Source organism: Campylobacter concisus, from assembly GCF_015230035.1.
In the GTDB taxonomy this organism is placed as follows: Bacteria; Campylobacterota; Campylobacteria; order Campylobacterales; family Campylobacteraceae; genus Campylobacter_A; species Campylobacter_A concisus_BK.
The window spans coordinates 26,501-50,237 of sequence record NZ_JAAKZD010000012.1 but is presented as its reverse complement, the minus strand read 5'-3'; the positions used below and the strand labels follow the sequence as shown (position 1 = coordinate 50,237).

Genomic DNA, 23,737 nt, shown 5'->3' with positions numbered 1-23,737 from the left:
TATGCAAGCAGTGGCTACTTATGGCGGTAAAGAGCTAGAGCGTGAGACAGCTAAAAAGAGCAAAAGAGCATAAGCTAGATATGGAATACGCTCTTTTTGGTCTTGGTCGTGATGCTGATGTTAAAAAGAGTGTGTTTAAAGCGCCGAGCGTTAGAACTGACGCAACAGCTGGCGAAATGGCAGGACTATTTTATTTCTTGGCTAAAGGCTCAGCAGCATTTGCAAGTGGCAAGCGTGGAAACGTTGTAGCATTTGATAGCTCAGGCGACTGGAAAGGCACAGCTACACAACTAACTGAAACTATCTTGCCTCAACTACTTCAAAATATTTGGGATGCAGGCACAACTCCAAAAGATGTGTTTATTGGCGCTGATCTAAAGCCAGCTATTAACAAAATAGTGTTTAGATATCTTTTTAGACGTCAATTAATTATTTTAATATTAAAATTTATCGCTGAAAGATTGATATTTGGCATCATTAAAGCAATAATATCTATATTTTTAGAGAATTTGGTTTGAATACAGCCAGCAAATTTGCTGGCATAGCAAATTTGTATGGTTTTTAATTCAAAACATCCAAAAATATTTCACTAAATTCAGCCTATTTTTTCTTTTAGAAATTCCAAAATTTCTTGCGCTTTTTCATTTAGCGACTCTTTTGGGATATATAAGAATGAGCCTTCTTTTAAGATCAAAGCTATAAAATCATCTGTTTCGCAAGCGCCAAGAAACGCACCATATGAAAAATGAACCGTGCTCGTTGCCGTGACAAACAAGACTTCATCATCATATATAACGATCTCTTGTTCGCGCTCAACATCGATTTTTGAGTAAATGGCTCTAGTAAATAAAACTGGTTTAATTATAGCCGCGTAAATGTAGAGCAAGACTATGCCGACACAAAGGACGATGGCTAAATTTCTTGCCAAAGTAGAGACATCGTCCATATCAGAATATACTATTAACTCGTGCCCAGTAATGTCAAAAAGTGTGACCAAAGCTACCCCGCATAGCACAGCAAATGGCAGCTCGATCACTCTCATTAAAAATACAAATTTATTCTTTTTATAGACGGTGCTTGAGACCTTGCGTAGTAGCTGTTTAAATTTAGCATCGTTTTTTATACTAAAATTTGCTCTAAATTTTTCATTTTGCATGTTATTTCTTTAAATTTTGTCTAAATTTCATCCGTGACTATCTCTATCTTGCTTGCATCAACCAAGCTGCCGTCTATGATGATCTTATCTATCTTGCCAGCTCTTATGATGCCGCTTTTTGGATTTTTCACACTTTTTATGCTACTTTTTGTACTTACATTGACGCTTGAATACTCAAATGCAAGGCTTGTGTCCATAAAGATGCAATCTCTCACGACCAAATTTTCCACGTAACAAAGCGCTTGCAAGCTCTTTATCGTGCAGTTTATGAGTGTCACGTTTTTAGCGTTCCAGGCTAGGTATTCGCCTGAGATGAGGCAGTTTTGCGCGACCACGTTTTCGCAGTTCCAAAAGGCGTCTTTTGAGATGAGCTTTGAGTTTGTGATGCGGAGGTTTTTGCAGCTATCAAAGCAGTAGTTGCCGTCCAAGCTTAGCCCATCAACATCTAAATTTTCGCTATTTGCCCCGAAGTAATCCCCTTTTGCAAAGACGTTTTTTATCTTCACGTCCGCACATCCCCAAAGTGTCTCGACGGCATCTGAGAAATTTACATTTTCAAGTAAAATTTGCGAGCTTTTTCTAAAGCTTTTTGGCGCATTTATGACCACGTCTTTGAAGCTTAAATTTGTGCTGTACCACATGCCAGCCCTTGCTAGAGGCTCCAAGTATCCGCCATTTAGCGTGATATCGCTTGCGTACCAGAGTGGATATTTGTAGGCAAAAACGCACTCATTTAGCTTTAAATTTGAGCTGTGTTTTAGTGGTGACTCGCCATCTTCAAAGATGCAGTTAGTAAAATTTATCCCCTTTGCCCCAAACATCGCGCGTTCTCCTGTGAAAATTTCAGCCTTTCTCTCTTGCATTTTTGTCCTTTATTAAATTTTTCTTTCAAAATTATACTGATTTTCTTAAAATTTATTGCAAAATGCCATTAAATTTACTTTAAAGACGCAAAGCGTTATAATCGCCCCAAAAAAGGAGCAAAAATGGGTTTAAAATCAGACTCTTGGATAAGGAAAATGTCGGTTGAAAGGAACATGATCGTGCCATTTGCCGAGGAGCAAGTGGGTCGCGGCGTCGTTAGCTACGGCGTTTCTAGCTACGGCTACGATATCCGCGTGGGCGATGAGTTTAAAATTTTCACAAACATCGGCGGAACCGTCGTTGATCCAAAGAATTTTGATGAGAAAAATGTGGTCGATTTTAAAGGCGATGTCTGCATAGTGCCGCCGAATTCTTTTGCTTTAGCGCGCACGATCGAGTACTTTAACATGCCTGATAACGTGCTAGCGATCTGTCTTGGCAAGAGCACATACGCAAGGTGCGGCATCATCGTAAACGTCACGCCTTTTGAGCCGGGATTTAAGGGGCATATCACGATAGAGATCTCAAACACGACGCCACTTCCTGCGAAGATCTACGCAAATGAGGGCATAGCACAGGTGCTATTTATCGAGGGTGACGAGCCTTGCGAGGTGACTTATGCTGATAAAAACGGCAAATACCAAGCCCAAGAAGGCATCACGCTGCCTAGAATTTTGAAGTAATTTTCATGCCTTTGCGACTTTGCAAAGGCTAAATTTATCGCCCACTTTTTGCAAAACCCTAAACAATAACGAAATTTTGACGAAATAGAAGCTAGAAAGAGCAGAGCTTTGATAAACAAATTTTAAATTTGGCACAGCTTTTGCTTAAAAATTTATAAAAAATAATTTAAATTAGCCATTTATAAATCAAAAAAATGACTAGCAAAAAGGCGCAAAATGTTTAACAACAAATCGATATTAATCACCGGCGGAACAGGAAGTTTTGGTAAAAAGTACACCGAAATTTTGTTAAAAAAATATAAGCCAAAAAGGCTAGTTATCTACTCACGCGATGAGCTAAAACAATATGAAATGGCCCAAATGTTTAAAGACAAGGCCATGCGCTTTTTTATCGGCGATGTGAGGGACTATAAGCGCTTAAGAACTGCTATGAACGGCATAGACTATGTCATCCACGCAGCTGCGATGAAACACGTACCAATCGCCGAATACAACCCAATGGAGTGCATCAAAACAAACATAGATGGCGCTCAAAACGTCATCGACGCCTCTTTGGAGTGTGGTGTTAGCAAAGTGATCGCACTCTCAACTGACAAGGCGTGCAACCCTGTAAATTTATATGGAGCCACAAAACTAGCAAGCGATAAGCTATTTGTTGCTGCAAATAACATCGTTGGAGATAAAAAAACAAGATTTAGTGTCGTAAGATATGGAAATGTTGTTGGTTCACGTGGCTCAGTTGTGCCGCTCTTTAAAAAGCTGATCGCACAAGGAGAAAAAGAGCTTCCTATCACGCATGAGAAGATGACCAGGTTTTGGATCACGCTTGAACAAGGTGTAAATTTCGTCCTTAAAAACTTTGAGAGGATGAAAGGCGGCGAAATTTTCATACCAAAGATCCCGTCAATGACGATGGTCGATCTTGCAAAAGCCCTTGCACCAGACCTTGGCGTCAAGATCATAGGCATTCGCCCAGGCGAAAAGATGCATGAGATGATGATCTCAAGAGATGACGCGCATCTTACATACGAATTTGATGATTACTACGTTATTAGTCCGTCTATCCAATTTTTAACAGCGCAAGACTTCTCGACAAATGCTCTTCATCAAAAGGGCAAACCAGTGAGCGAGGACTTTGAATATAGCTCAAATACAAATAAAATTTGGCTCGATAGAGCGGGTCTTCTTGAGATGATAGGAGATGCTAAATGATCCCTTACAGCCGTCAGCAGATCACAGAAGAAGATATCAAAGTAGTGGCAGATGCGCTAAGAGACGACATCTTAACAGGTGGCCAAAAGGTTAGTAGCTTTGAAGAGGAGCTAGCAAAATATGTTGGCGTAAAGCACGTGATCGCTATGAACTCAGCCACTTCGGCCCTTCACGTAGCCTATCTTAGCCTTGGAGTAAAGGCTGGCGATGAAGTGATCACGACGCCTATCACCTTTGCAGCCACTGCAAATGCAGCTTTGATGGCAGGAGCGCAGGTCAAATTTTGCGACGTAAAAGCAAATGGCAACATCGATGAAGAGAAAATTCCAGCTCTTATCAAGCCAAAGACAAAAGTGATAACTGCGGTTGATTACGGTGGCAACCCAGTGGAGCTAGATAAGATCATAAATTTAGCCAAAAAACACGGCATAAAAGTGATAGACGACGCCTCTCACGCCCTTGGTAGTGTGCAAAACGGCGTAAAAGTGGGCGTTAAGGCTGATATTAGCATATTTAGCTTTCATCCGGTAAAGCCTATCACCACACTTGAGGGCGGCGCACTTGCTACAAATGACGACGAGCTAGCAAGACTCGCAAGGCTATATAGAAGCCATGGCATCGCCAAAACAAAGCTTTGGGATAGCGACATGAGCCTGCTTGGATACAACTACAGGATAACAGACGTAGCCTGCACTTTGGGGCTTAGCCAGCTAAAAAGGCTAGATGATTTCATTGCCAAAAGAAATGAGATAGCTAAATTTTATGATGAGAAATTTAACGGGTGTGAATACTTTAAAACTATAAAAATCCCAGCAAATACAACTAGCTCAAGGCACCTATATCCAGTGCTTTTGGATGAGAAATTTTGGGATAAAAAAGAGCAAATTTTTGAAGCACTTTTGCAAAAAGGCGTTGGCGTGCAGGTGCATTACAAGCCAACATATAAATTTAGCTTTTATAAAGCGCTACTTGGCGAAATTTCACTGCCAAATGCGGAGAAATTTTATAGTGCCGAGCTTAGTATCCCATGCCACCATGGCATGAGTGTGGATGATGCTAAATTTGTTGCAAGCACGCTTTTTGATGTGCTAAAAAGCTTTAGCGAGTAAAAAAATGATCTGCATCATACCAGCAAGAGGCGGCAGCAAGAGAATACCTGGCAAAAACATCAAAGACTTTTTAGGCAAGCCTTTAATCGCATATAGCATCGAGGCTGCGTTAAATTCTAAAGTTTTTAGCGAAGTGATCGTAAGCACCGATGATGAAATGATCGCAAATGTGGCTAGAGAATTTGGAGCTAGTGTGCCATTTTTTAGAGAGGCGAGCTTAAGCGACGACTACGCAACAAGCACCGACGTGATAAAAGACGCGATAAGACGCGCGAATTCTAGCTTTAGTGACGTCTGCTGCCTTTATGCCACAGCACCGCTTATAACGGCTGAAATTTTAAAAGAGGCTGCAAGCGAGTTTAAAAAAGATGAGTGTAAATTTTTATTTTCGGCCACTGCTTTTGATTTTCCTATACAAAGGGCGATAAAGCTTGATGAAAACGCTAGGGTTAGTATGTTTTATCCGCAGTTTGAAAGGACGCGCTCACAAGATCTGGAGCCTGCTTTTCATGATGCTGGGGCGTTTTACTTTGGTAAAAAAGAGGCTTGGCTGCAGTGCAGCGCTATCTTTGCGCCACACTCAAAGGCATATTTACTGCCAAGAAATTTAGTCTGCGACATCGATACGCTAGAGGATTTTGAGTTTGCTAAGAAGCTTTATTTGATAAATAATGGAAAGATCTGATTGAAAGAATTTAAAGGACTCCCGCAGCTAAAAACGCTCGTGCGCGCTGATAGTAGCAGCAAGATAGGGCATGGGCACATCAGGCGAGACCTTTTGTTTGCTAAAAAATTTAGTGACATCTCATTTGCATCTTTAAGGCTTGAAGGTGACATTTTTGATGAGATAAACTACCCTAAATTTAGCTTAACAAGTGGCGAGATAGATGAGCTTTGCGAACTTATAAAAGATAATAAATTTGAACTTCTCATCATCGATCACTACGGCTTTAGCTTTGAAGACGAAAGAGCTATAAAAGAAAAAACTGGCGTTAAAATTTTATCATTTGACGACACTTACGAAAAACATTTTGCAGACTACATATTAAACGTAAATTTATATGCGCAAAAAGCAAGATATGAGGGGCTTGTAGAAAAAGGCTGCGAGGTATTTTGTGGGAGTGAGTTTTTGCTAGTTAGAGATGAATTTTATGAAGAAGCGCAGGCAAAAAGGGAGAAAATTTACGACTACGCCATCATTCTTGGAGGCACTGATATTTCAGGGCTAAGCGCTAAAATTTCAGAAAAACTGCTTTTAAAAGGGCTAAAAACAGCCGTCATCACAACTAGCGGAAATAAAAATTTAAGCGCCCTAAAAGAGCTATCAAGTAAAAATGAAAATTTTAGCCTTTTTGTAGATAGTAAAAGCGTAGCAAGGCTGATGAATGAAGCCAAAATGCTCATCATAACAGCAAGCTCGCTTGTAAATGAAGCTTACGTTTTGGGAGCTAAATTTAAAGCCATTTGCGTAGCGGATAATCAAAAAGAGATATTTGCTTGGCTAAAAGAAAATGGATATGAAGCCTACTGGGGAGATGAAATTTGCTTGAACTTATAAATTTTACATCGCTTAGTGGCGAGCAAAAGCTGATGGTCTTAAAGTGGCGAAACGACGAGCGTATAGCCAAATTTATGAAAAACAAAAGCGTTGGTAAAGAGGAGCATTTCGCTTTTTTAGAGAGATTAAAGAGCATTCAAGATAAGATCTACTTTTTAGTAAATGATAAGGCGATGGGCGAATTTATCGGAGTGATAAGCTTTGTTGATATCACAAAGCAAAGCTGCGAATTTGGCGTTTATAAAAACCCAGAGCTAAAAGGAGTGGGTAAAAAGCTGCTTGATCTCATAAAAGACTATGCGTTTTTTACATTAAAAGTTGGCTTGCTAAAGGCAAAAGCTTATAATAGTAACAAAAAAGCGCTTGCGCTTTATGAAAATTTTGGCTTTAGAGTCTATGCAAAAGATGATGATTTTAGCTATCTTGAGCTAAAAAATGAAACGGACTAGCGGATGAAAATAGGAAATTTTGATACAGACAAAAAGGTCTTTATAATAGCAGAGCTCTCTGCTAATCACAGCGGTAGCCTAAAAACGGCGGTAGATACGATAAAGGCGGCTAAGCGCGCTGGAGCTGACGCGATAAAACTTCAAACATATACGCCAGATAGCTTGACGCTAAATTCAAATTTAGATGACTTCGTCATAAAAGGCGGGCTTTGGGATGGGAGAAATTTATACGAGCTTTATCAAGAGGCGCTAACGCCAAAAGAGTGGCATGCTGAGCTTTTTAAAGTGGCAAAAGAAGAGGGGCTTGTCTGCTTTTCAAGCCCATTTTGTAAGGATGATGCTGATTTTCTAGAGCAATTTAATCCACCAGCATATAAGATTGCTAGTTTTGAAGTGACGGACTATGATTTTGTAGAGTTTATAGCCAAAAAAGGTAGGCCCATCATCATCTCAACTGGTATAGCCTACGAAGAAGAGATAAGAGAGGTAGTGCAAATTTGCAAAAATGCAGGCAATAGCGACATCGCCCTTTTAAAATGCACCTCAAGCTATCCAGCGCCGTTAAATGGTATGAATTTGCAAAACATTGCTGATATGAGAGAGAAATTTGGCATCGAGGTTGGCTTTTCAGACCACACTCTAGGCGTGACAGCCCCAGTAGTGGCGGTTAGTTTGGGCGCTAGGATAGTTGAAAAACATTTTATACTTGATAAGAGTGTAAAAAGCGTTGATAGTGCATTTAGCCTTGATGAGAGCGAATTTGCTCTTATGGCAAAGTGTGTTAGGGAGGCTGAGGAGCTTTTGGGCAAAATAAACTACGAGCTAGATGAAAAAGCGGTTTTAAACAGGAGATTTTCACGCTCACTCTATGCAAGTGCGGATATAAAAAAAGGTGAAATTTTTAACGAGCAAAATATAAGGAGCGTGCGCCCAGGATATGGTCTGCACCCTAAATTTTTAAAAGAGCTGATCGGCAAAAAAGCAAAAAGAGATATAAAATTTAGCGAGAGATTAACAAAAGAGGATCTATAAGGAGGAAAAATGGCTATTAAATTTCATGATGGTGTCGTTGCGCCACAAGAAAAAAGTGAAGAGAGGGCAAAAGAATACGCCCAAACTGTCAATAAAATAGAAAATGCTGTTTTTAGAAATAACCTAAATGCGCTATTTTCTCAAGATGAGATTTTGGCTACTAGGCTTTTTTCTTTGGGGGAGCAAAAAAACTATGAAGTATTTATCGGCAAAGATCCGATCGATATAAATATAATAGACAAAAAAACTCTATCTTATGTTTATGAAAAGCCAGCTTCCGATATACAAAATATGCTTGAAGGGCTTGGCTCTCAGTGTAAGCGCTATCCAGTGATGTTTTTCTATGGACTTGGCAACGGAGTGTTTTACAAAGCTTTGCTTTATAACCAAACTCACCAGCATATTATTGTCGTCGAACCAGACCTTGAGATACTTTACATCACATTAAATTTAGTTGATCTATCAAAAGAGTTGCTTAGCGAAAGACTTATTATTTTCTATTCAGAGCTTACAACCTATTCGCAAATTTATCAGCTTATGATAGGTCAGGTTTATTCAGTATATGCAAAAACCTATAACTTTCATGTTCACACGCCTTTTTATGATAAATTTGCAGATGACTATAATAGAATTAATCAATATTTTGTAAGAGCCATTTCACAAGTCGTAGCATCACATGGAAATAGCGTAGATGACCTACTTCAAGGTGTTAGAAACAACACCGAAAACCTGCCTCAGCTGATAAAGGGCTATGTCTATCAAGACCTCATAAAAAAACGAAAAGGCCTTATGGATACGGCTGTGATAGTAGCTACTGGACCAAGCCTAGATAAACAGCTTGATACGCTTAAGAAATTTGCCCCTTATGTTACTGTTATTAGCCTAGATGCCTCTTTGCCGATACTTGCAAAGCACGGCATCAAGCCAGACTATGTTACGTCTATAGAAAGAGTTATAGAAACATCGAGCTTTTTTAAAAAGAGAAATGGAAATTTAGATAAAGACGCATACTTTATCGTAGCATCGCTAACACACCCTCAAAGTGTAAAAAATATTTTGCCAAGACGCTTAGTGCTTACGCTTCGCCCACAAGCCGAATGCTCTATGGGTTTAAACAAGCATGGCTATCTTGGCATAGGACTTAGCACGGCAAATCAGGCCTATCAACTAGCTTATGTGCTAGATCATAAAAATATAGTCTTGATAGGTCAAGACCTAGCCTTTGCACCAGATGGCAAAAGCCATGCAACAGGACATGCGTTTGCCCAGGCAGATGAAAATTTATACACTACAGCTTACGGCGGAGTAGGTGAGGTTAGGACGACTTATGTTTGGGATAAATTTAAAAACCAATACGAATCAGACATCGAGTCAACAAACAAAAAAGGCATAAAAAACTACAACTGCACAGAAGGCGGCGCTATGATAAAAGGCACCATAGAAAAGCCTTTTATTCAAGTTATGGAGGAGCTCACTCGTGGTAAAGAGCTAAAAAATTTACCTCACATTAGTTTTCCTAATGAAAAAACCATAAAAAAAGAGCTTTTGCAAGCCTATAAATTTATACAAACTAAGATCAAATTTGAAGAAGAGGTAAAGCAAAAGCTTGAAGAGGTCTTTTTAGAAGTCACTCCAGATATAGACAAAATGATAGAGATAAGAGATAAAGGCGAGCTTAGCGAGAAGCATTTTAAGAAGTTATTATCTATAACAAAAAAGATAGATAAAGCTAAGGAATTTGCAGGAAGGCAAAAGTATAGAAGATATATCGAATACATCTTGTCTATCTCCGTATATTACCAAGAGCTTGAGCTAGCTAAAATTTCAGTTGAGCCTAGTGATACGACTATACAAAAGGTAAATAAACTAGCAGAGTGGGTAGAGATGCATAAATATTGGCTATTTTCTCTAGCTGGTGGCTTAGATGCTGAGATAAAAACTACAAAAAAAGCTAGTAAAAATTTACTTAAAGAAGTTAAAAAGCTTGGCTTGATATAAGCTGGGCTTTAAAATCGTCTACTTCAAAACTCAAATAAAAAGCCTTTAAAGTTTTCTATCTTTGGAGGCTTTTATTTAAAACACTATTTTACATATTGATTTTATTGCTTGTAAATTTAAAAAGCCCCAAAGCTAGGCTTTGAGGCTTGGGGGTTTGCGTATTGTAAAAGCATTAACACATTAAGGCTTTGCTACTGCAACAAAGCCTTATTCAAAACTTAATTTAACTAGCTACGTTATTGTAGTAGCTTCATTACGTTTTGCTGTACGCTGTTTGCTTGACTCATAGCATAAGCACCTGATTGAGCTAGGATGTTATGTTTTGAGAAGTTAGCAGACTCGCTAGCAAAATCTACGTCTCTGATTTGAGACTCTGCTGATTTTACGTTAACTTGAGTTACAGTTATGTTATTAACTGTAGCTTGAAGTTGGTTTTGAACTGAACCAAGGTCTGAACGAATTTGGTCAAGTGTTTTTTGAGCTGACTCAGCGATACTCATAACAGCCATCGCACCAGTTAATGTCATAACACCAGCACTTTGGTTAGATGTCATAGCACCACTATTGTTCATTCTAGTAAAGCCCATAGCAGCAGCTAGAGTTTTATCTATCTGACCTTTGATCTCACGCAAAGAAACAGATGCTTGAGCACCACCGTTACTATTTGCCTTAGATGACATACTAAAGGCTACTGATAGACCGCCTAGTGTATTACCAGCGCCACCAGTGCTAACTTTGATATCACGACCATCTAGTTTAACTAGGTTTAGTCTTCCGATAAACATAGTAGATAGTGCTGCGCCCATTTTTACAAGGTCATCGCCTTTACCAGCATAACCAAAGATAGCAGACATATTGTTTGCAACCTTTGCTGTATTTGCTGTTGATTTAGCTTGTATAGCGCGGCCATCTACTGATGTAAGCACTAGCTTGCCTTTGTCAAGTGAAGCTGTTACGCCAGTTTGGTCTTTAACGGCATTGATAGCGTTTATAAGTGCGCCATTTTCGTCATTTGCTTTAACGCTGATGTCACCTATAATTACGCCATTTATTTCAAGATCTTTCATCTCACCAGCAGCGATAGCTTTACTGCCCTTCCATGTAACATCATAAGTAGCACGAACGCCAGTTTCGTTTGCAACTTTGTTGATGTTCTCTGCTAGAGCGCCTACGCCTTTACCAAGGCCAGTTGAGAGAGTAGCAGCTTGAACTTTTACGTTGTTTACACCATCTACGTTTACAAATGTAAGGCTGATCGCACCTGCTGCTGTTTGAGTAAGTAGTTTTGAGCTCTCAAAACGTGTAAGACCGATCTTATCAGATGTAGTCGCACCAATACTTGCTTTAACAGTTTGGTTTGAATAAGCACCTATTTGGAATTCTTTGTTAGAGAATGTTCCGTTTAGTAGTTGCTGACCGTTAAATGAAGTAGTGTTACCGATATTGTCAAGCTCCTCCATTAGACGAACGATATCAGCTTGCAATGCTTGGCGTGATTGAGTTGTTTGGCCGTCTTGAGCTGACTGAGTAGCTTTAGCTTTGATAGTGTCAAGAACTTTTAACTGCTCGTCCATAGCTTTGTCGGCAACTTGAATGATACCAATAGCATCATTACCGTTTGCAATAGCTTGACCTAGAGCTGAAGCTTGGCTTCTTAAGCTATCTGCGATAGATAGACCTGAAGCGTCATCTGCAGCTGTTTGGATACGAAGACCTGAGCTAAGTTTGTTAAGTGACTTAGATAGGTCAGTGTTGTTGCTAACTGCGTTAGCGTGTGTGTTAAGTGCGTTTACGTTTGTGTTAATACGAAAACTCATTGTAAATCCTTTTATGTTTTAAGTTACGACTTCGTGCCGCACAAAAACTATATCGCTTGATTTTGAAAAAAGTTTATAGATGAAGTAAAAAATTTATATCATAAAAACATTTGATGTAAAATTTCTTTTAACTCTTCGACCCGTTCGCCCTCTAGCTCGCCAACTTTTGAGATAAATCTATCAACACTTACACATCTTATCTGATCACAAAGTATTTTTGCCTCTTTGCCAAGCAACTCAAAATTTACTCTATATGGCGCATCAAAACCTTTGCTTGTAATAGGTGCAATTAGCCTAGTTTGTAGATAGACAAGCTGAGGTGGCGAAATAATGACGCAAGGTCTAGTTTTTTGTATTTCAGCTCCAATCGTAGGATCAAGGTTGATAAACCAAATTTCATATCTGCTCATCACCACTGCCACTCTTTATCGCCTATATCAATGGCTTCAAACTCACTATCTATCTTTTCACTTTGTGCTAGTTTTCTAAGCTCTAAAGTATCCCACTCGTCTATGTCGTTTTGTTTTACTGGTCTTAAAAATATGCCGTCTTTTAAAATTTCAAGAGAAATTTTTTTAAATCCAAACTGCTCTATAACAGCCTTTGGAAGCCTTATGCCTTGAGAATTTCCTATTTGGATTAAATTTGTTATCATGCAGTTGCTCCTTTTGTGTAATCATATTGTAATTACATTTAAAAGCACTTAAAGAGATTTTATGGTTTCAATCGATTTTATTTCTGCTACAATTACGCCAAAAAATTTAAAGGCTATATATAAATGAAAAGCTTAATCATCGTGGAATCTCCCGCAAAAGCAAAAACTATCAAAAATTTCTTAGACAAAAGCTACAACGTCATCGCCTCAAAAGGCCACATCAGAGACTTGCCAAAAACGAGCTTTGGCATCAAGATAGAGGATGATAAATTTACCCCAGAGTATCGCATCAGTAGCGACCACTCCGCCATCGTAAAAGAGATAAAAGAGCTTGCCAAGGGTGCAGATGAAATTTACCTCGCGACCGATGAGGATAGAGAGGGTGAGGCGATCGCATTTCATATTGCAAATGCCATCGGCAAAGAGCCAACAAGCCTGCCTCGCATCGTCTTTCACGAGATCACAAAAAGCGCCATACAAAACGCTCTAAAAAGCCCAAGACACGTCGATATGAACAGCGTCAATGCCCAGCAAACAAGGCGCTTGCTTGACCGCATCGTTGGCTACAAGCTAAGCCCGCTTTTAAATTTAAAGATACAAAAAGGCTTAAGCGCTGGACGTGTGCAAAGTGCAGCGCTAAAGATAATAGTCGATCGCGAGCGTGAAATTCAGGCATTTAAGCCGGTTGAATACTACACCATTGACACCGTTTTTAAAAAAGACCTAGACGCCGAGCTAGTTAAATTTGAAAACCAAAAGATCGAAAAGCTAACCATCCAAAACCCAGACCGCGCAAAATACATCATTGAAAATTTACAAAATGAGAAATTTAGCGTCCGTGAGATCGAGAGCAAGGATAGAAAGATCCAGCCAAGCCCGCCATTTATGACCTCAACACTTCAACAAAGTGCGAGCAACCGCCTTGGCTTTAGCCCTAAAAAGACCATGATGATCGCGCAAAGCCTCTATGAGGGTGTGCAAACAAACGAGGGCTTCATGGGTGCGATCACATATATGAGAACAGATAGCTTAAATTTAGCCAAAGAGGCCGTAGCGGCAGCTAGAGAGCACATCCTGCAAAACTACGGCAAAGAGTACTTGCCAGCCAAAGCGATAAGCTACACAACAAGCTCAAAAGGCGCGCAAGAAGCCCACGAAGCGATCCGTCCTACAAATTTAAACTTCACACCGCAAATCGCGGCTAAATTTTTAGAAAAAGATGCGCTCAAACTCTACACGCTCATCTACAATAGATTTTTAGCCTGCCAAATGAGCGCATGTGTGAGCCAAACGCAAAATGTCTATGTCGCAAGCGAAAAAGGCGAGTTTAAGATAAGTGGCAGAAAGGTACTATTTGACGGCTTTTACAAGGTTTATGGCGAGCTTGATAAGGATAAAATTTTGCCAAATTTAAAAAAGGGCGACGAGATGAGTTTGCAAAGCATAAAAAGCACGCAAAACTTCACCGAGCCGCCAGCTAGGTACTCTGAAGCTGGCCTTGTTAAAAAGCTAGAAAGCCTAGGCATCGGCCGCCCAAGCACCTACGCACCGACCATCTCGCTGCTAACATCAAGAGACTATGTAAGGATCGAGAAAAAACAGCTCATACCAAACGAGATCGCATTTAGCATGATAGGCGTTTTGGAGGAGCACTTTAGCAACATCGTCGATAGTGAATTTACCTCACATCTTGAAGAAAAGCTCGATGAGATCGCGCTTGACAAGGCTGACTGGCAAAAGGTGCTAAGTGACTTTTACTATCCATTTATGGAAAAAATAAGTGCTGGCAAAACTGGCATAAAAAGCCTAAAAACAGCCACTCCGATCGGCGAGAAGTGCCCAGAGTGTGGAAGCGAACTAGTACTTAGAAAGGGTAGGTACGGTGAGTTTATCGCTTGTTCAAATTTCCCAAAATGCAAATACTCAAGAAACGCCACAAAAGATAATGAAAAGAGTGCAGATGCAGGCGCTACTACTGCGGCAGCTAAGCCAAAACGCGAGCTTAAAAAGCTTGACGTGCCATGTCCAAAATGTGGCGGCGAGATCGTCGAGAGATTTAGCAGACGCGGTAAATTTTATGGATGTGCCAACTATCCAAAATGCGACTTCATCTCAAACTACGAGCCAGTCGCGCAAAAATGCGATGAATGCGGCGGCGATATGATCAAAAAAGAGCTTAAAAAAGGCACATTTATAGAGTGCACAAAGTGTAAGAAAAAGACACTTATCTCTGAAAACTAAAAACTTCTAGCCAAATTTTAGCCCTTGAGCCTAAATTTGGCTTATAAATTTGGACCTTAAATGCCTGAAACTATAGTAGAAGTTAGCCAGTATAAAGGGCAAAAGAGCCTTGTGATAAACTGCACGCAGCTAGGGGATAGCTTCACGCCGCAGTATAAAACCGCCAAGCAAAAAAGAGCCGTGCTTGATGAGTGGTGCGACTTTTTAAGAAGCGAGCAGGACGCCTTTAATGAGCTTGACTTTTGCACCAAAATGCCTCAAGAGCTCTTTGACGCGGTGTGCTGCCAAAGAAATTTAAAGAGCCTTCACATCAAATGGGGCTCGTATGAGAGCCTTGACGCGCTGGCAAATCTTTCTAACCTAAAGAGCCTTTTTGTAGGCTCAGGAGCTAGCGTAAAAAGCATCGCGCCGATCGCGACACTTACTGGGCTTGAAAGCCTTGCGGTGGAGAATTTTCAAAAGATAAGCGACTACTCTGCGTTTTCAAATTTGCAAAATTTAAAGAGCCTTGAGATCAGCGGCGACGGACTTTCACCTAAATTTATCCACATCAAAAGCCTAGAGTTTTTACGCCAGATGCCAGGACTTACGAGCCTTGTGATCTTGGTGGCTAGGCTAAAAAGCAAGGACTACTCGCCTATTTTATCTCTAAAATTCCTCACTCACCTAAGCCTGCCACCACAGCACGCACTTTTTGGACTTTTTGACGAACTTAGCGCTTTGCCAAATTTAAAAACAGGTCTTTTAAAAGAGAGAGCGGAAATTTATAAGAAAAAGTAATGCTGTAAATTTAAGTTTTTGCCAGACTTGCAGTAAATTTGATAGTTTTAGGCAAATTTTAAAATTCCATTCACCCCTAAGAATTGACTACTGATTTTAGGTCTCGCAAAGCTTGCCACTAAAATCAGAGCCGAAATTACTCGTTCATGAAATTTTAAAATTTACTTGACACTTACCTGTTTTAATAAAGCAGATTTACAAATTTTAAAATCTTACTCGTTCGCCTTAGCAGACTACTAAATTTAGGCTGCACTTCGTTTAGCACTAAATTTAGAGCCGTGATATGCTCGCTCTAATTTTAAAATTTATCCGTTTTCTCATAAATTCAAGCCACTCTACTTAAATTTTAAACCTACCAAAGATATAATGCTCCCCAAAAAAGGATAAAAAATGAAAACAATTATGCTTTGTGCGATATGCTCTGTCACGCAGGGAAACTGTGCTGAGGACTGCGCTTATTGCACGCAAAGTGCCAAAGCTGGCGCTGATATTACAAAATTTAAAGAAAAAAGCGTGCAGCAGGTGGTGGACGAGGCCAAAATGGCATATAAAAACCACGCTCTTGGCTTTTGTTTAGTCACAAGTGGCGCTAGGCTAAATGACAAAAAGACCGACTATATCGCTTCTTTAGCAAGAGCTGTGAGCAAAGAAGTGCCAAATTTAATGCTCATCGCATGTAACGGCATGGCGACTTACGAGCAGCTTTGTGAGCTCAAAAATGCTGGCGTTTTTAGCTACAACCACAACCTAGAAACTAGCCGCGAATATTTCCCTAAAATCTGCACAACCCACTCTTGGGACGAGAGATATCAGACAAATTTAGACGCAAAAAGGGCTGGGCTCATGCTCTGCACTGGCGGCATTTACGGCGTTGGCGAGAGCGAGGCTGACAGGGTGAGCTTTAGAGCGAGTCTAAAAGAGCTTGAGCCGTTTTCGTCGCCTATAAATTTTTTCATAAAAAGCGACGCTCTAAGGCTTTATCAGCCACCTCTTAGCGCGGATGAAGCCCTAAAAATCGTGCGCGAAACCAAAAGCGCGCTACCAGAAACTAGGGTCATGATAGCTGGCGGCAGAGAGAAGATATTGGGCGAGAGGCAGTACGAGATCTTTGAAAATGGCGCCGATGCGATCGTGATAGGCGACTACCTCACCGCAAAGGGCGAGAAGGCAAGCAAGGACATCGAGGAGCTTACAAAGCGCGGTTTTAGCTTCGCAAGTATCTGCCACTAATGCTAGTAAATTTACTTTGTGCAGGGCTTGGAGGCTTTATCGGAGCTGGATGCAGGTTTTTAGCCGGCGAGCTACTAAAATTTAGCCACTTTCCGCTAACCACACTTGGCGTAAATGTGCTTGGCAGCTTCATTATCGGCATTTTATTTTGCTTAAATTTAAGCCAAAGTGTGAGGGTTTTCTTAGTCGTTGGCATACTTGGCGGCTTTACCACGTTTTCAAGCTTTAGCCTCGATAGCGTTAAATTTTTACTAGAAGGCGAACTCGTAAAAGGCTTTTTAAATATATTTTTAAACCTTAGCCTTTGCCTGCTTGCAAGTTATTTTGGCATTTTGCTTGGTAAAAATTTGTGATGTTTTTAAGGTGTTTAATAAAAATAGCTTTATTTATGCCATTTTGCAAATTTTAAAACTTTCATTCACTCGCAAGAGTTGACTACTAAAATTTGGCTTCGCTTGCAGCTTAGCTCAAATTTTAGAGCCGAAATTACTCGCTCATGAAATTTTAAAATTAGCTACAAATTTATCTGATGACAAACCGCATGCAGTGCTTTAGCACTACCGCATGCCACTTCTAACGTTGTCGTGGTTAGGGGATTGTTAAGGGGGAAGGGAGCGACTTCGTAATTCAAGCCTCTTCCCCCTTAACAAAGAAACAAAACTTTAAATTTTTAAAAAACTATTCTGCAAATTTTAAAACTTTACTCACTCGCCTTAGCAGACTACTAAATTTAGGTCTCGTAGTCACTCGCCACTAAATTTAGAGCCATGATATACCAGCTCTAATTTTAAAATTTGCTGGAATTTTGCGCATGTGATATATCGATGTGCTATCTCGCCCAGTGTGCAACAGGTATTTGGCAAAAGATGTGGCAAATGTGAGGATATTAACAGCCACTAAGCGAGTAAATTTGTATTTTCTAGCAAATTTACTCAGCAAAAAACCACATAAATTTACGCAAAACAGCCAAATTTAGCTCGCCGTAAAGCCACACTAAACAGCTAAATTTCTTTAGCGATCTTGCTCATTTTGTTTATCAGCTCTTCTCGCTCGCTTGATTTTAGGTTGCCGTATTGAAGCTTTGTCATCATCTGCATGAAGTCAAACTGCTTAAACATCTGTGCGTCGCTCTTTAGCTCTTTTTCAAGCTTCTCGTAGATCTTTTCTGTCTCTTTGTTCGCTTTTTCTAAATTTTGCAAAAAGCTTCCAGTAGCACTCGAGTCAAGATCATTTTTTGCAGCCTTGTCGATGGCATTTTTTAAATTTGATAAATTTTCAGAAATTTTCATCTGCACTTCCTTTTGGATTTTAAAATTTAGAGCAAATTTTATTCCTAAATTTCACCCCACCACTTTTTTCTAGGTGGATTTTGCACGCTAAAAACCTCTGTGATCATTGGCGTTGCGTAGTTTAGCTCAAGTTTTGTAGCAGCCTTTTCAAAGCGCTTGATCGGCTCGTCCCAAGCGTGATAAGAAAGATCAAACTTGCCCCAGTGCACCGGCACGCCAAGCCTTGCACCAATATCTTTTAGCGCTTGCGCCGACTCCTCTGGCTTCATATGCACGTAGGGCCAGCCGTCGCTGTAAGCGCCATTTTCTATAAAAACTAGATCAAAACCGCCAAATTTCTCATTTATCATCTTAAAATGCTTGCCATATCCGCCGTCTCCGCTAAAATAAAAGCTAAAGCCGTCCTCTTTAACCACCCAGCCGCCCCAAAGCGTGGTGTTTCTTTTAAATGTGCGCCCGCTAAAGTGCCTTGAAGGACAAAAAGTGAAGTTTAAATTTCCTATTCTCTGCTCGTTAAACCAGTCAAACTCGTAAATTTTATCTGCGTTTACGCCCCATTTTACGAGGTGAGCTTTGACGCCAAGTGGCACTAGAAATTTGGCTATCCTATCCTTTAGCTCAAGGATCGTTTTATAGTCAAGATGGTCGTAGTGGTCGTGCGAGATGAGGGCGATGTCGATCACCTCTGGGTAGTCGCTAGCGGTGATGGCGTGCTCGTAGGCAAAGGGCTTGCCGCCAAGTGGCAGAGGGAATGCTCGGTGCAAAACAGGGTCTGTGATGATGATTTTATCATCAAGCTTGCAGATTAGGCTAACGTGCCCAAGCCAGATAAACTCGCCATTTTTGATGGAGCTTGCGTCAAATTTTAAATTTGGCAAAGGCTTAGTTGGTAGCTTGCCTTTTGGTGGAAAGAGCGCTTGGATGGCGAAATTTAACATAGATGCTTGCGGACTTTTCTTTACCATATCAATTGTCGGCTCTAAATTTACAAAAACTTTGCCGTTAAAATTTGGCGATGCTTCTATCAGCTTTTGGCTCTTGGCATCTGGTCTGCCGCCAAAAACAGGGGCAAATTTCATAAAAGCAAAAACTGAAGCGATAAATAAAACTATGACTATAAAAATTTCCATCAATAATCCTTTTTAAATTTAAAGGTTGGATTATATTTTAGATTTTTAAATTTCAGTTTCATTTGATTAACCCAAGCTTAAAAAACTAATTTTTAAATTTAAACTTAATTAAGATAATTTTACTCTTTTTACTAATTATCCGTTATGAAATATTAATCTTTTTTGATTAATCATACGATAATAACGCCGTTTAATAGCATATCTTAAACTAATATAAAATAAAAATTTAATTTCAAAAATACAAAATTTGTCAGATAGCTGACGGAATTTAATCGCCAGAAGTTATAGAATTGTTTCAAAAATTTCAGGAAGGAGCGTTTGAGATGTTAAATAAAAATTTAACTATCTCTATTCATGTGATTAACAATCACTCTATTAGTGAGCAGGGCGGTCTTGCCTTGTTTTTTAGGAGGAATTTATGAAAAAACATAAATTTGTGATTGCCGATTCTAAACGCTGCATAGGATGTGCGACCTGTATGGCTGCATGTTTTAAAAGTGCTTATGAACGCGGCAAACTATCACGTGCAAGGCTAAGCGTCTTAAGAGAAGCTAGTGGTGTTATGCCGACTCAGTGCAGACAATGCGACGATGGCCCTTGCGCAAATGTATGCCCAACTGGAGCGTTGCGATTTAACGATAATTGCATCGAGCTTCACGAGGAAATTTGTATAGGTTGCAAGATGTGCACGATCGCTTGCCCTTATGGTGCGATAAGCTCAAGTGCAGAGCTTATGCCTTCAGTAAATTACGCTGTCGAGCCAAAATACTATCTTGAAGTAGAGTCTCAATCAGGCGCAAAAAACATCGCAGTAAAATGTGATATGTGCTTTGGCCGTGAAAATGGACCAGCTTGCGTTGATGTATGCCCAACAAGCGCTCTTATAATGGTTGATCCAGAAGAGGGCAAACATAAGCTTGGCAAGAGGATAGACTACGATGCAGCGAATAAATTTGCTACTAAAATTTTAAACGGACAAGGAGCATAAGATGACTACGGTTTATATGCTATTTCTTGTAAGTGCCGTCGTTAGTATCTTGCTCTACTGCGCTCCAAAAGCCGCTGTGAAAGTTGGTTTTGGACTAAGTGCTATAAGTTGCTTTTATGCGATGTGTCACTTCGTTGCAAATATGGGAGTAAGTGATAGCTTTGCTCTTATGGATGGCTTTTTGTATTCGCCAAAATTTGCGCTAAATCCACTTGGAAATTTCTTCAGCTTTGTCGTTGTTTTCATCGGATTTGCAAGTAGTGTTTATGGTATGAGCTATGCAGAAGAGTACATAAAAAAAGCAAATGTTGGTGTGTTTGCATGTTTGTTTAACACTTTCATCCTTTCAATGCTTCTAGTAATCAGCGCTGATAATGTATTTTGCTTTGTTGTTTTATGGGAGCTTATGACTCTTGTGTCATCATTTCTTATCATCGTCAATGACGGTAAAAATACACTTAAAGCGGTTATGGTATATCTTGGTATCGCACAAATCGGTGCATTTTGTATAACCTGTGGATTGCTTATCACAGCTTACTATGCAGGAAGCTTTGACTTTGGTGCATTTATGGGTGTTAAGATGCCATTTGGCGCTTCTGCTGCGGTATTTATACTATTCTTGGTTGGCTTTGGTAGTAAAGCTGGTATGTGGCCATTCCACGTTTGGCTTCCACAAGCTCACCCAGCAGCACCATCAAACGTTTCAGCCCTTATGTCAGGCGTTATGATTAAAGTTGCTCTATTTACACTAGTTAAATTTACACTTTACCTACCACTTAGCACATACTTTGGTCTTACAATACTCGCTCTTGGTGCAGCTAGCTCACTATTTGGTGTTTTATACGCTCTTTGCCAACACGACTTTAAGGCTTTGCTTGCTTACCACTCAGTTGAGAACATAGGCATCATCTTGCTAGGTCTTGGAACAGGTATCTACGGCGTTGCAGCTGGAAATTTAACACTTGCAGCAGTAGGTTTTCTAGCAGGTTGCTACCACGTAGTTAACCACGCTATATTTAAAGGTCTGCTTTTCCTTTGCGCTGGTTCAGTTATCCACGCTACTCATACACAAAATATGGACATCCTTGGTGGTCTTGCTAAAAAAATGCCATGGACAAGCCTTGGTATGTTTATAGGTATCATGGGTATCGCAGCTTTGCCTCCAGTAAACGGCTTTGTTTCAGAGTGGTTTACATATCAAGGTATGCTTCAAGGCGCGATGGGAGAAGGAACATTAGTTAGATATGCATTTACACTTGGCGTCGTAGCTCTTGCGCTAACAGGCGTTTTGGTTGGTATGCACCTTAAACTTTACGCTGTTATCTTTGCAGGTACTCCAAGAGATCAAAAAATTTGGGAAAATGCTAAAGAGAGTCCGATAGGCATGGTTCTTGGCATGATCATCCTAATGATAGGCTGCGTTGGCTTTGGTCTTGGCGCAAACTACATAGTTGATTACATCATGCAAGCTGTAAATTCTATCGCTATAAGCGACTATAAAGCTAGCCTTGGTGCTATAAACGTAACTTCACCTATGGGCAGCATGATCTCAACTCCACTTATCGCTTTAGTCCTATGTGCAACTATGATTTTGCCATTTATCATCCTTGCTGTTATGAAAGCAAACAGAGATAAACCACGCGAAACTGATCCTTGGGCTTGTGGCTTTAAATATAGCTCACGTATGCAAATGACAGGTGGTCCATTCACTGGCGACCTTAGAAAAATTATGCAATGGCTATTTAGAGCTGATAAAAAAGTAGTTACTAGAAATTATTTTGACGCGGTTGAGTATCACAACCATCCAAAAGATATTTGGTGGGGAATGTTTTATGAGCCAGTCATTAAATGGTGTGTGAAATTTGCTGATAAGCTAGGTATCGTTCAAAGTGGTTATACAAATGTATATACACTTTATATCTTGCTATATCTTTGTGTCATACTTGCTGTGAGCTACTTTTTAGTTTAGGAGACGAAAATGCAAACTATACTTTTAATGATATTTCAAGTAGTCGTTATCGTTTTGGTAGCTCCTTTGTTTGATGGTATGGCAAGAAAACTTAGAGCTAAACTTCAATCAAAACAAGGTAGCGATTTCTTTCAAACATATCGCGACATTATAAAGCTTTTTAGAAGAGGAAGAACCGTCCCTGAGTGCTCACACTGGGTATTTAGATGGGCTCCATTTTTCCTTTTTGCAACTTCAGCTGCAGTGCTAGCTGCTATACCTATCACTTATAGCAAAGACACTGTATTTGGAGCTTACTCAGATATATTTGTTATCCTTTATCTTGGTGCGCTACTTAGATTTGTATTTGGTGCAGCTTCAATGGATAGCGGCAACCCATTTGCAGCAACAGGTGGCGGCAGGGAGCAAATGCTTGGTGTTTATGTTGAGCCAGTTATGATTATGTGCTTAATCGTAGTTATGCTTGCAGCTAAAACATCAAATTTAGTTGAGATCCAAGAGATGGTAAGAACTGGCGTTATCGGATATCAAATTCCAAGTTTTGCCGTTGCTTCTATCGCATTTTTGTGGTGTATGTATGTTGAGACTGGTAGAAAGCCATTTGACTTAGCTGAAGCAGAACAAGAGCTTCAAGAGGGTGTTCTTGGTGAGTATGCTGGTAGCGACCTTGGCTTAGTTCAAGCATCACTTATATTAAAACAGTTTGCTATGATCGGACTTTTCCTAAGCATATTTGAGCCATGGAATTTTAGCAATCCTTTCTTAGCTATTATCGTTTTTGTGATAAAAACTGGAGTATTTTACGTCGCAGCTGTATTTATAGACAACTTTGGACCACGCTTTAAAATGACTTCATCTTTACGCAAAAATGCTCTTGGTGCACTTGCTATTTCGTTTGTTGCACTAACACTTTATGTAGTAGGAGCGTGAGATGCAAACACTAGATATATTAGCCATTTGCATGATCGTAACTTCGCTTGCGGTTTTTGGTCTTAGAAGCTTGAAACTCTCAATCATCGCTTATGCGATAGAGACACTACTTTTAGTTAGTATATTTTTCTTGCTATCTGAGAAATTTAACGCTGAGCAGCTAAAAACTTGGGCGATCGTTGCGTTTTTTACCAAAGTTCTTTTCGTGCCAGGAATTTTGTTCTGGCTTATCAAAAAACTTGGCGTAGTTAGCGAAGATGAGCCAGTTGGTGGATTTTTTGTAAGTCCTGTTATTGCTATGGGATTTTCTCTAGCTCTTTCAATGAGTATCCACCCTATATTTTTAAAATTCTCTCTTATCAAAGAAGAGATCATGTTGATCGCTGCTGGAACAGTCTTTATGATGGGAATTTTTGGCTTTATGCTAAGAAACTCATTTATAAAACAAATTCTAGCTTACTGCTTGTTTGAAAACGGTATCCACCTAAGCCTCGCTCTAATGGCTTACAACTCACATGAGCTAGTTGAGCTTGGAATTTTAACAGATGCGATATTTGCTGTTATTATCATGAGCGTTCTAGCGATTAGATTTTATAAAGCTTATGATAGCTTAGATACTTCTAAAGCTTCAAATTTAAGGGGTTAGA

24 protein-coding genes are annotated in these 23,737 nt (G+C 39.9%); 17 read left to right on the top strand and 7 right to left on the bottom strand.

Annotated elements, in window-relative coordinates; all coding sequences use genetic code 11:
• Positions 1-41: 41 nt before the first annotated feature.
• Positions 42-518, top strand: coding sequence for an SU10 major capsid protein (locus G6W41_RS08500; protein ID WP_194171230.1), 477 nt, complete (start codon positions 42-44; stop codon positions 516-518).
• Positions 519-595: 77 nt separating this feature from the next.
• On the opposite strand, the gene G6W41_RS08495 is transcribed toward G6W41_RS08500, so the two are convergent.
• The gene (locus G6W41_RS08495) at positions 596-1,156 is read right to left on the bottom strand and encodes a YcxB family protein (RefSeq protein WP_194171229.1); all 561 of its coding nucleotides are present in this window, start codon (positions 1,154-1,156) and stop codon (positions 596-598) included.
• Positions 1,157-1,176: 20 nt separating this feature from the next.
• Positions 1,177-2,019: a DUF3737 family protein gene (locus G6W41_RS08490; RefSeq protein WP_194171228.1), complete on the bottom strand. Its 843-nt coding sequence runs from the start codon at positions 2,017-2,019 to the stop codon at positions 1,177-1,179.
• Positions 2,020-2,142: 123 nt separating this feature from the next.
• On the opposite strand from G6W41_RS08490, the gene dcd reads away from it, so the two are divergent.
• The 8 genes from dcd to G6W41_RS08450 all read left to right on the top strand — a co-directional run bounded on the left by dcd (position 2,143) and on the right by G6W41_RS08450 (position 10,061).
• Positions 2,143-2,703: a dCTP deaminase gene (gene dcd, locus G6W41_RS08485; protein WP_194171227.1), complete on the top strand. Its 561-nt coding sequence runs from the start codon at positions 2,143-2,145 to the stop codon at positions 2,701-2,703.
• A 216-nt stretch (positions 2,704-2,919) separates the two neighbouring features.
• Positions 2,920-3,915 carry a UDP-N-acetylglucosamine 4,6-dehydratase (inverting) gene (gene pseB, locus G6W41_RS08480; RefSeq protein WP_009295416.1) on the top strand — a complete coding sequence of 332 codons (996 nt, stop codon included), beginning with the start codon at positions 2,920-2,922 and terminating at the stop codon, positions 3,913-3,915.
• On the top strand, positions 3,912-5,024 hold the full coding sequence (pseC, locus tag G6W41_RS08475; protein WP_194171226.1) for a UDP-4-amino-4,6-dideoxy-N-acetyl-beta-L-altrosamine transaminase: 1,113 nt from the start codon (positions 3,912-3,914) through the stop codon (positions 5,022-5,024). Before pseB ends, pseC begins: the two co-directional genes overlap by 4 nt.
• 4 nt (positions 5,025-5,028) lie before the next feature.
• Positions 5,029-5,709 (top strand): pseudaminic acid cytidylyltransferase, encoded by a 681-nt coding sequence (gene pseF / locus G6W41_RS08470; protein ID WP_194171225.1) that lies wholly within the window; start codon positions 5,029-5,031, stop codon positions 5,707-5,709.
• Positions 5,710-6,582: a UDP-2,4-diacetamido-2,4,6-trideoxy-beta-L-altropyranose hydrolase gene (gene pseG, locus G6W41_RS08465; protein ID WP_194171224.1), complete on the top strand. Its 873-nt coding sequence runs from the start codon at positions 5,710-5,712 to the stop codon at positions 6,580-6,582.
• Positions 6,567-7,031 carry a UDP-4-amino-4,6-dideoxy-N-acetyl-beta-L-altrosamine N-acetyltransferase gene (gene pseH, locus G6W41_RS08460; protein WP_194171223.1) on the top strand — a complete coding sequence of 155 codons (465 nt, stop codon included), beginning with the start codon at positions 6,567-6,569 and terminating at the stop codon, positions 7,029-7,031. Before pseG ends, pseH begins: the two co-directional genes overlap by 16 nt.
• 3 nt (positions 7,032-7,034) lie before the next feature.
• Complete coding sequence (gene pseI, locus G6W41_RS08455) at positions 7,035-8,063, top strand: pseudaminic acid synthase (RefSeq protein ID WP_194171222.1); 1,029 nt, start codon at positions 7,035-7,037, stop codon at positions 8,061-8,063.
• A 9-nt stretch (positions 8,064-8,072) separates the two neighbouring features.
• Positions 8,073-10,061, top strand: coding sequence for a motility associated factor glycosyltransferase family protein (locus tag G6W41_RS08450; protein ID WP_194171221.1), 1,989 nt, complete (start codon positions 8,073-8,075; stop codon positions 10,059-10,061).
• A gap of 236 nt (positions 10,062-10,297) precedes the next feature.
• Here the strand turns inward: G6W41_RS08450 and G6W41_RS08445 are convergent, their stop codons facing one another.
• From G6W41_RS08445 to G6W41_RS08435, 3 genes are all read right to left on the bottom strand, one after another.
• The gene (locus G6W41_RS08445; RefSeq protein WP_194171220.1) at positions 10,298-11,878 is read right to left on the bottom strand and encodes a flagellin B; all 1,581 of its coding nucleotides are present in this window, start codon (positions 11,876-11,878) and stop codon (positions 10,298-10,300) included.
• A 98-nt stretch (positions 11,879-11,976) separates the two neighbouring features.
• A complete protein-coding gene (locus tag G6W41_RS08440; RefSeq protein WP_346010880.1) occupies positions 11,977-12,300 on the bottom strand; it encodes a type II toxin-antitoxin system PemK/MazF family toxin in 324 nt (107 codons plus the stop codon).
• Positions 12,288-12,533 (bottom strand): AbrB/MazE/SpoVT family DNA-binding domain-containing protein, encoded by a 246-nt coding sequence (locus tag G6W41_RS08435; protein ID WP_021087541.1) that lies wholly within the window; start codon positions 12,531-12,533, stop codon positions 12,288-12,290. Before G6W41_RS08435 ends, G6W41_RS08440 begins: the two co-directional genes overlap by 13 nt.
• A gap of 123 nt (positions 12,534-12,656) precedes the next feature.
• Here G6W41_RS08435 and topA point away from each other — a divergent pair, with 123 nt between their 5' ends.
• From topA to crcB, 4 genes are all read left to right on the top strand, one after another.
• The gene (gene topA, locus G6W41_RS08430; RefSeq protein ID WP_194171219.1) at positions 12,657-14,774 is read left to right on the top strand and encodes a type I DNA topoisomerase; all 2,118 of its coding nucleotides are present in this window, start codon (positions 12,657-12,659) and stop codon (positions 14,772-14,774) included.
• Between the two features lie 60 nt (positions 14,775-14,834).
• Positions 14,835-15,554 (top strand): leucine-rich repeat domain-containing protein, encoded by a 720-nt coding sequence (locus G6W41_RS08425; RefSeq protein ID WP_194171218.1) that lies wholly within the window; start codon positions 14,835-14,837, stop codon positions 15,552-15,554.
• A 390-nt stretch (positions 15,555-15,944) separates the two neighbouring features.
• A complete protein-coding gene (locus G6W41_RS08420; protein WP_194171217.1) occupies positions 15,945-16,784 on the top strand; it encodes a biotin synthase in 840 nt (279 codons plus the stop codon).
• Positions 16,784-17,137, top strand: a complete 354-nt coding sequence (gene crcB, locus G6W41_RS08415; protein WP_194171216.1) for a fluoride efflux transporter CrcB — start codon at positions 16,784-16,786, stop codon at positions 17,135-17,137. The genes G6W41_RS08420 and crcB overlap by 1 nt, the downstream gene beginning before the upstream one ends.
• A gap of 648 nt (positions 17,138-17,785) precedes the next feature.
• Here crcB and G6W41_RS08410 read toward each other — a convergent pair.
• Positions 17,786-18,073 carry a hypothetical protein gene (locus tag G6W41_RS08410; protein WP_021085374.1) on the bottom strand — a complete coding sequence of 96 codons (288 nt, stop codon included), beginning with the start codon at positions 18,071-18,073 and terminating at the stop codon, positions 17,786-17,788.
• A 44-nt stretch (positions 18,074-18,117) separates the two neighbouring features.
• Positions 18,118-19,203, bottom strand: coding sequence for an MBL fold metallo-hydrolase (locus tag G6W41_RS08405; RefSeq protein ID WP_194171215.1), 1,086 nt, complete (start codon positions 19,201-19,203; stop codon positions 18,118-18,120).
• Positions 19,204-19,621: 418 nt separating this feature from the next.
• Here G6W41_RS08405 and G6W41_RS08400 point away from each other — a divergent pair, with 418 nt between their 5' ends.
• From G6W41_RS08400 to hyfE, 4 genes are read left to right on the top strand one after another with little or no spacing between them, the layout of a single operon-like run.
• Positions 19,622-20,191: a 4Fe-4S dicluster domain-containing protein gene (locus tag G6W41_RS08400; protein WP_009294859.1), complete on the top strand. Its 570-nt coding sequence runs from the start codon at positions 19,622-19,624 to the stop codon at positions 20,189-20,191.
• Between the two features lies 1 nt (position 20,192).
• The gene (locus G6W41_RS08395; RefSeq protein WP_087581729.1) at positions 20,193-22,160 is read left to right on the top strand and encodes a proton-conducting transporter membrane subunit; all 1,968 of its coding nucleotides are present in this window, start codon (positions 20,193-20,195) and stop codon (positions 22,158-22,160) included.
• A gap of 9 nt (positions 22,161-22,169) precedes the next feature.
• Positions 22,170-23,090 carry a respiratory chain complex I subunit 1 family protein gene (locus G6W41_RS08390; RefSeq protein ID WP_002939300.1) on the top strand — a complete coding sequence of 307 codons (921 nt, stop codon included), beginning with the start codon at positions 22,170-22,172 and terminating at the stop codon, positions 23,088-23,090.
• Position 23,091: 1 nt separating this feature from the next.
• The gene (hyfE, locus tag G6W41_RS08385) at positions 23,092-23,736 is read left to right on the top strand and encodes a hydrogenase 4 membrane subunit (RefSeq protein WP_012001181.1); all 645 of its coding nucleotides are present in this window, start codon (positions 23,092-23,094) and stop codon (positions 23,734-23,736) included.
• Position 23,737 lies beyond the last annotated feature (1 nt).

Bases quoted from the DNA above. Each gene is read 5' to 3' on its own strand.
- G6W41_RS08495 (WP_194171229.1), bottom strand. From the start codon at position 1,156: ATGCAAAATGAAAAATTTAGAGCAAATTTTAGTATAAAAAACGATGCT.
- G6W41_RS08490 (WP_194171228.1), bottom strand. From the start codon at position 2,019: ATGCAAGAGAGAAAGGCTGAAATTTTCACAGGAGAACGCGCGATGTTT.
- dcd (WP_194171227.1), top strand. From the start codon at position 2,143: ATGGGTTTAAAATCAGACTCTTGGATAAGGAAAATGTCGGTTGAAAGG.
- pseB (WP_009295416.1), top strand. From the start codon at position 2,920: ATGTTTAACAACAAATCGATATTAATCACCGGCGGAACAGGAAGTTTT.
- pseC (WP_194171226.1), top strand. From the start codon at position 3,912: ATGATCCCTTACAGCCGTCAGCAGATCACAGAAGAAGATATCAAAGTA.
- pseF (WP_194171225.1), top strand. From the start codon at position 5,029: ATGATCTGCATCATACCAGCAAGAGGCGGCAGCAAGAGAATACCTGGC.
- pseI (WP_194171222.1), top strand. From the start codon at position 7,035: ATGAAAATAGGAAATTTTGATACAGACAAAAAGGTCTTTATAATAGCA.
- G6W41_RS08450 (WP_194171221.1), top strand. From the start codon at position 8,073: ATGGCTATTAAATTTCATGATGGTGTCGTTGCGCCACAAGAAAAAAGT.
- G6W41_RS08445 (WP_194171220.1), bottom strand. From the start codon at position 11,878: ATGAGTTTTCGTATTAACACAAACGTAAACGCACTTAACACACACGCT.
- G6W41_RS08435 (WP_021087541.1), bottom strand. From the start codon at position 12,533: ATGATAACAAATTTAATCCAAATAGGAAATTCTCAAGGCATAAGGCTT.
- topA (WP_194171219.1), top strand. From the start codon at position 12,657: ATGAAAAGCTTAATCATCGTGGAATCTCCCGCAAAAGCAAAAACTATC.
- G6W41_RS08425 (WP_194171218.1), top strand. From the start codon at position 14,835: ATGCCTGAAACTATAGTAGAAGTTAGCCAGTATAAAGGGCAAAAGAGC.
- G6W41_RS08420 (WP_194171217.1), top strand. From the start codon at position 15,945: ATGAAAACAATTATGCTTTGTGCGATATGCTCTGTCACGCAGGGAAAC.
- crcB (WP_194171216.1), top strand. From the start codon at position 16,784: ATGCTAGTAAATTTACTTTGTGCAGGGCTTGGAGGCTTTATCGGAGCT.
- G6W41_RS08410 (WP_021085374.1), bottom strand. From the start codon at position 18,073: ATGAAAATTTCTGAAAATTTATCAAATTTAAAAAATGCCATCGACAAG.
- G6W41_RS08405 (WP_194171215.1), bottom strand. From the start codon at position 19,203: ATGGAAATTTTTATAGTCATAGTTTTATTTATCGCTTCAGTTTTTGCT.
- G6W41_RS08400 (WP_009294859.1), top strand. From the start codon at position 19,622: ATGAAAAAACATAAATTTGTGATTGCCGATTCTAAACGCTGCATAGGA.
- G6W41_RS08395 (WP_087581729.1), top strand. From the start codon at position 20,193: ATGACTACGGTTTATATGCTATTTCTTGTAAGTGCCGTCGTTAGTATC.
- G6W41_RS08390 (WP_002939300.1), top strand. From the start codon at position 22,170: ATGCAAACTATACTTTTAATGATATTTCAAGTAGTCGTTATCGTTTTG.
- hyfE (WP_012001181.1), top strand. From the start codon at position 23,092: ATGCAAACACTAGATATATTAGCCATTTGCATGATCGTAACTTCGCTT.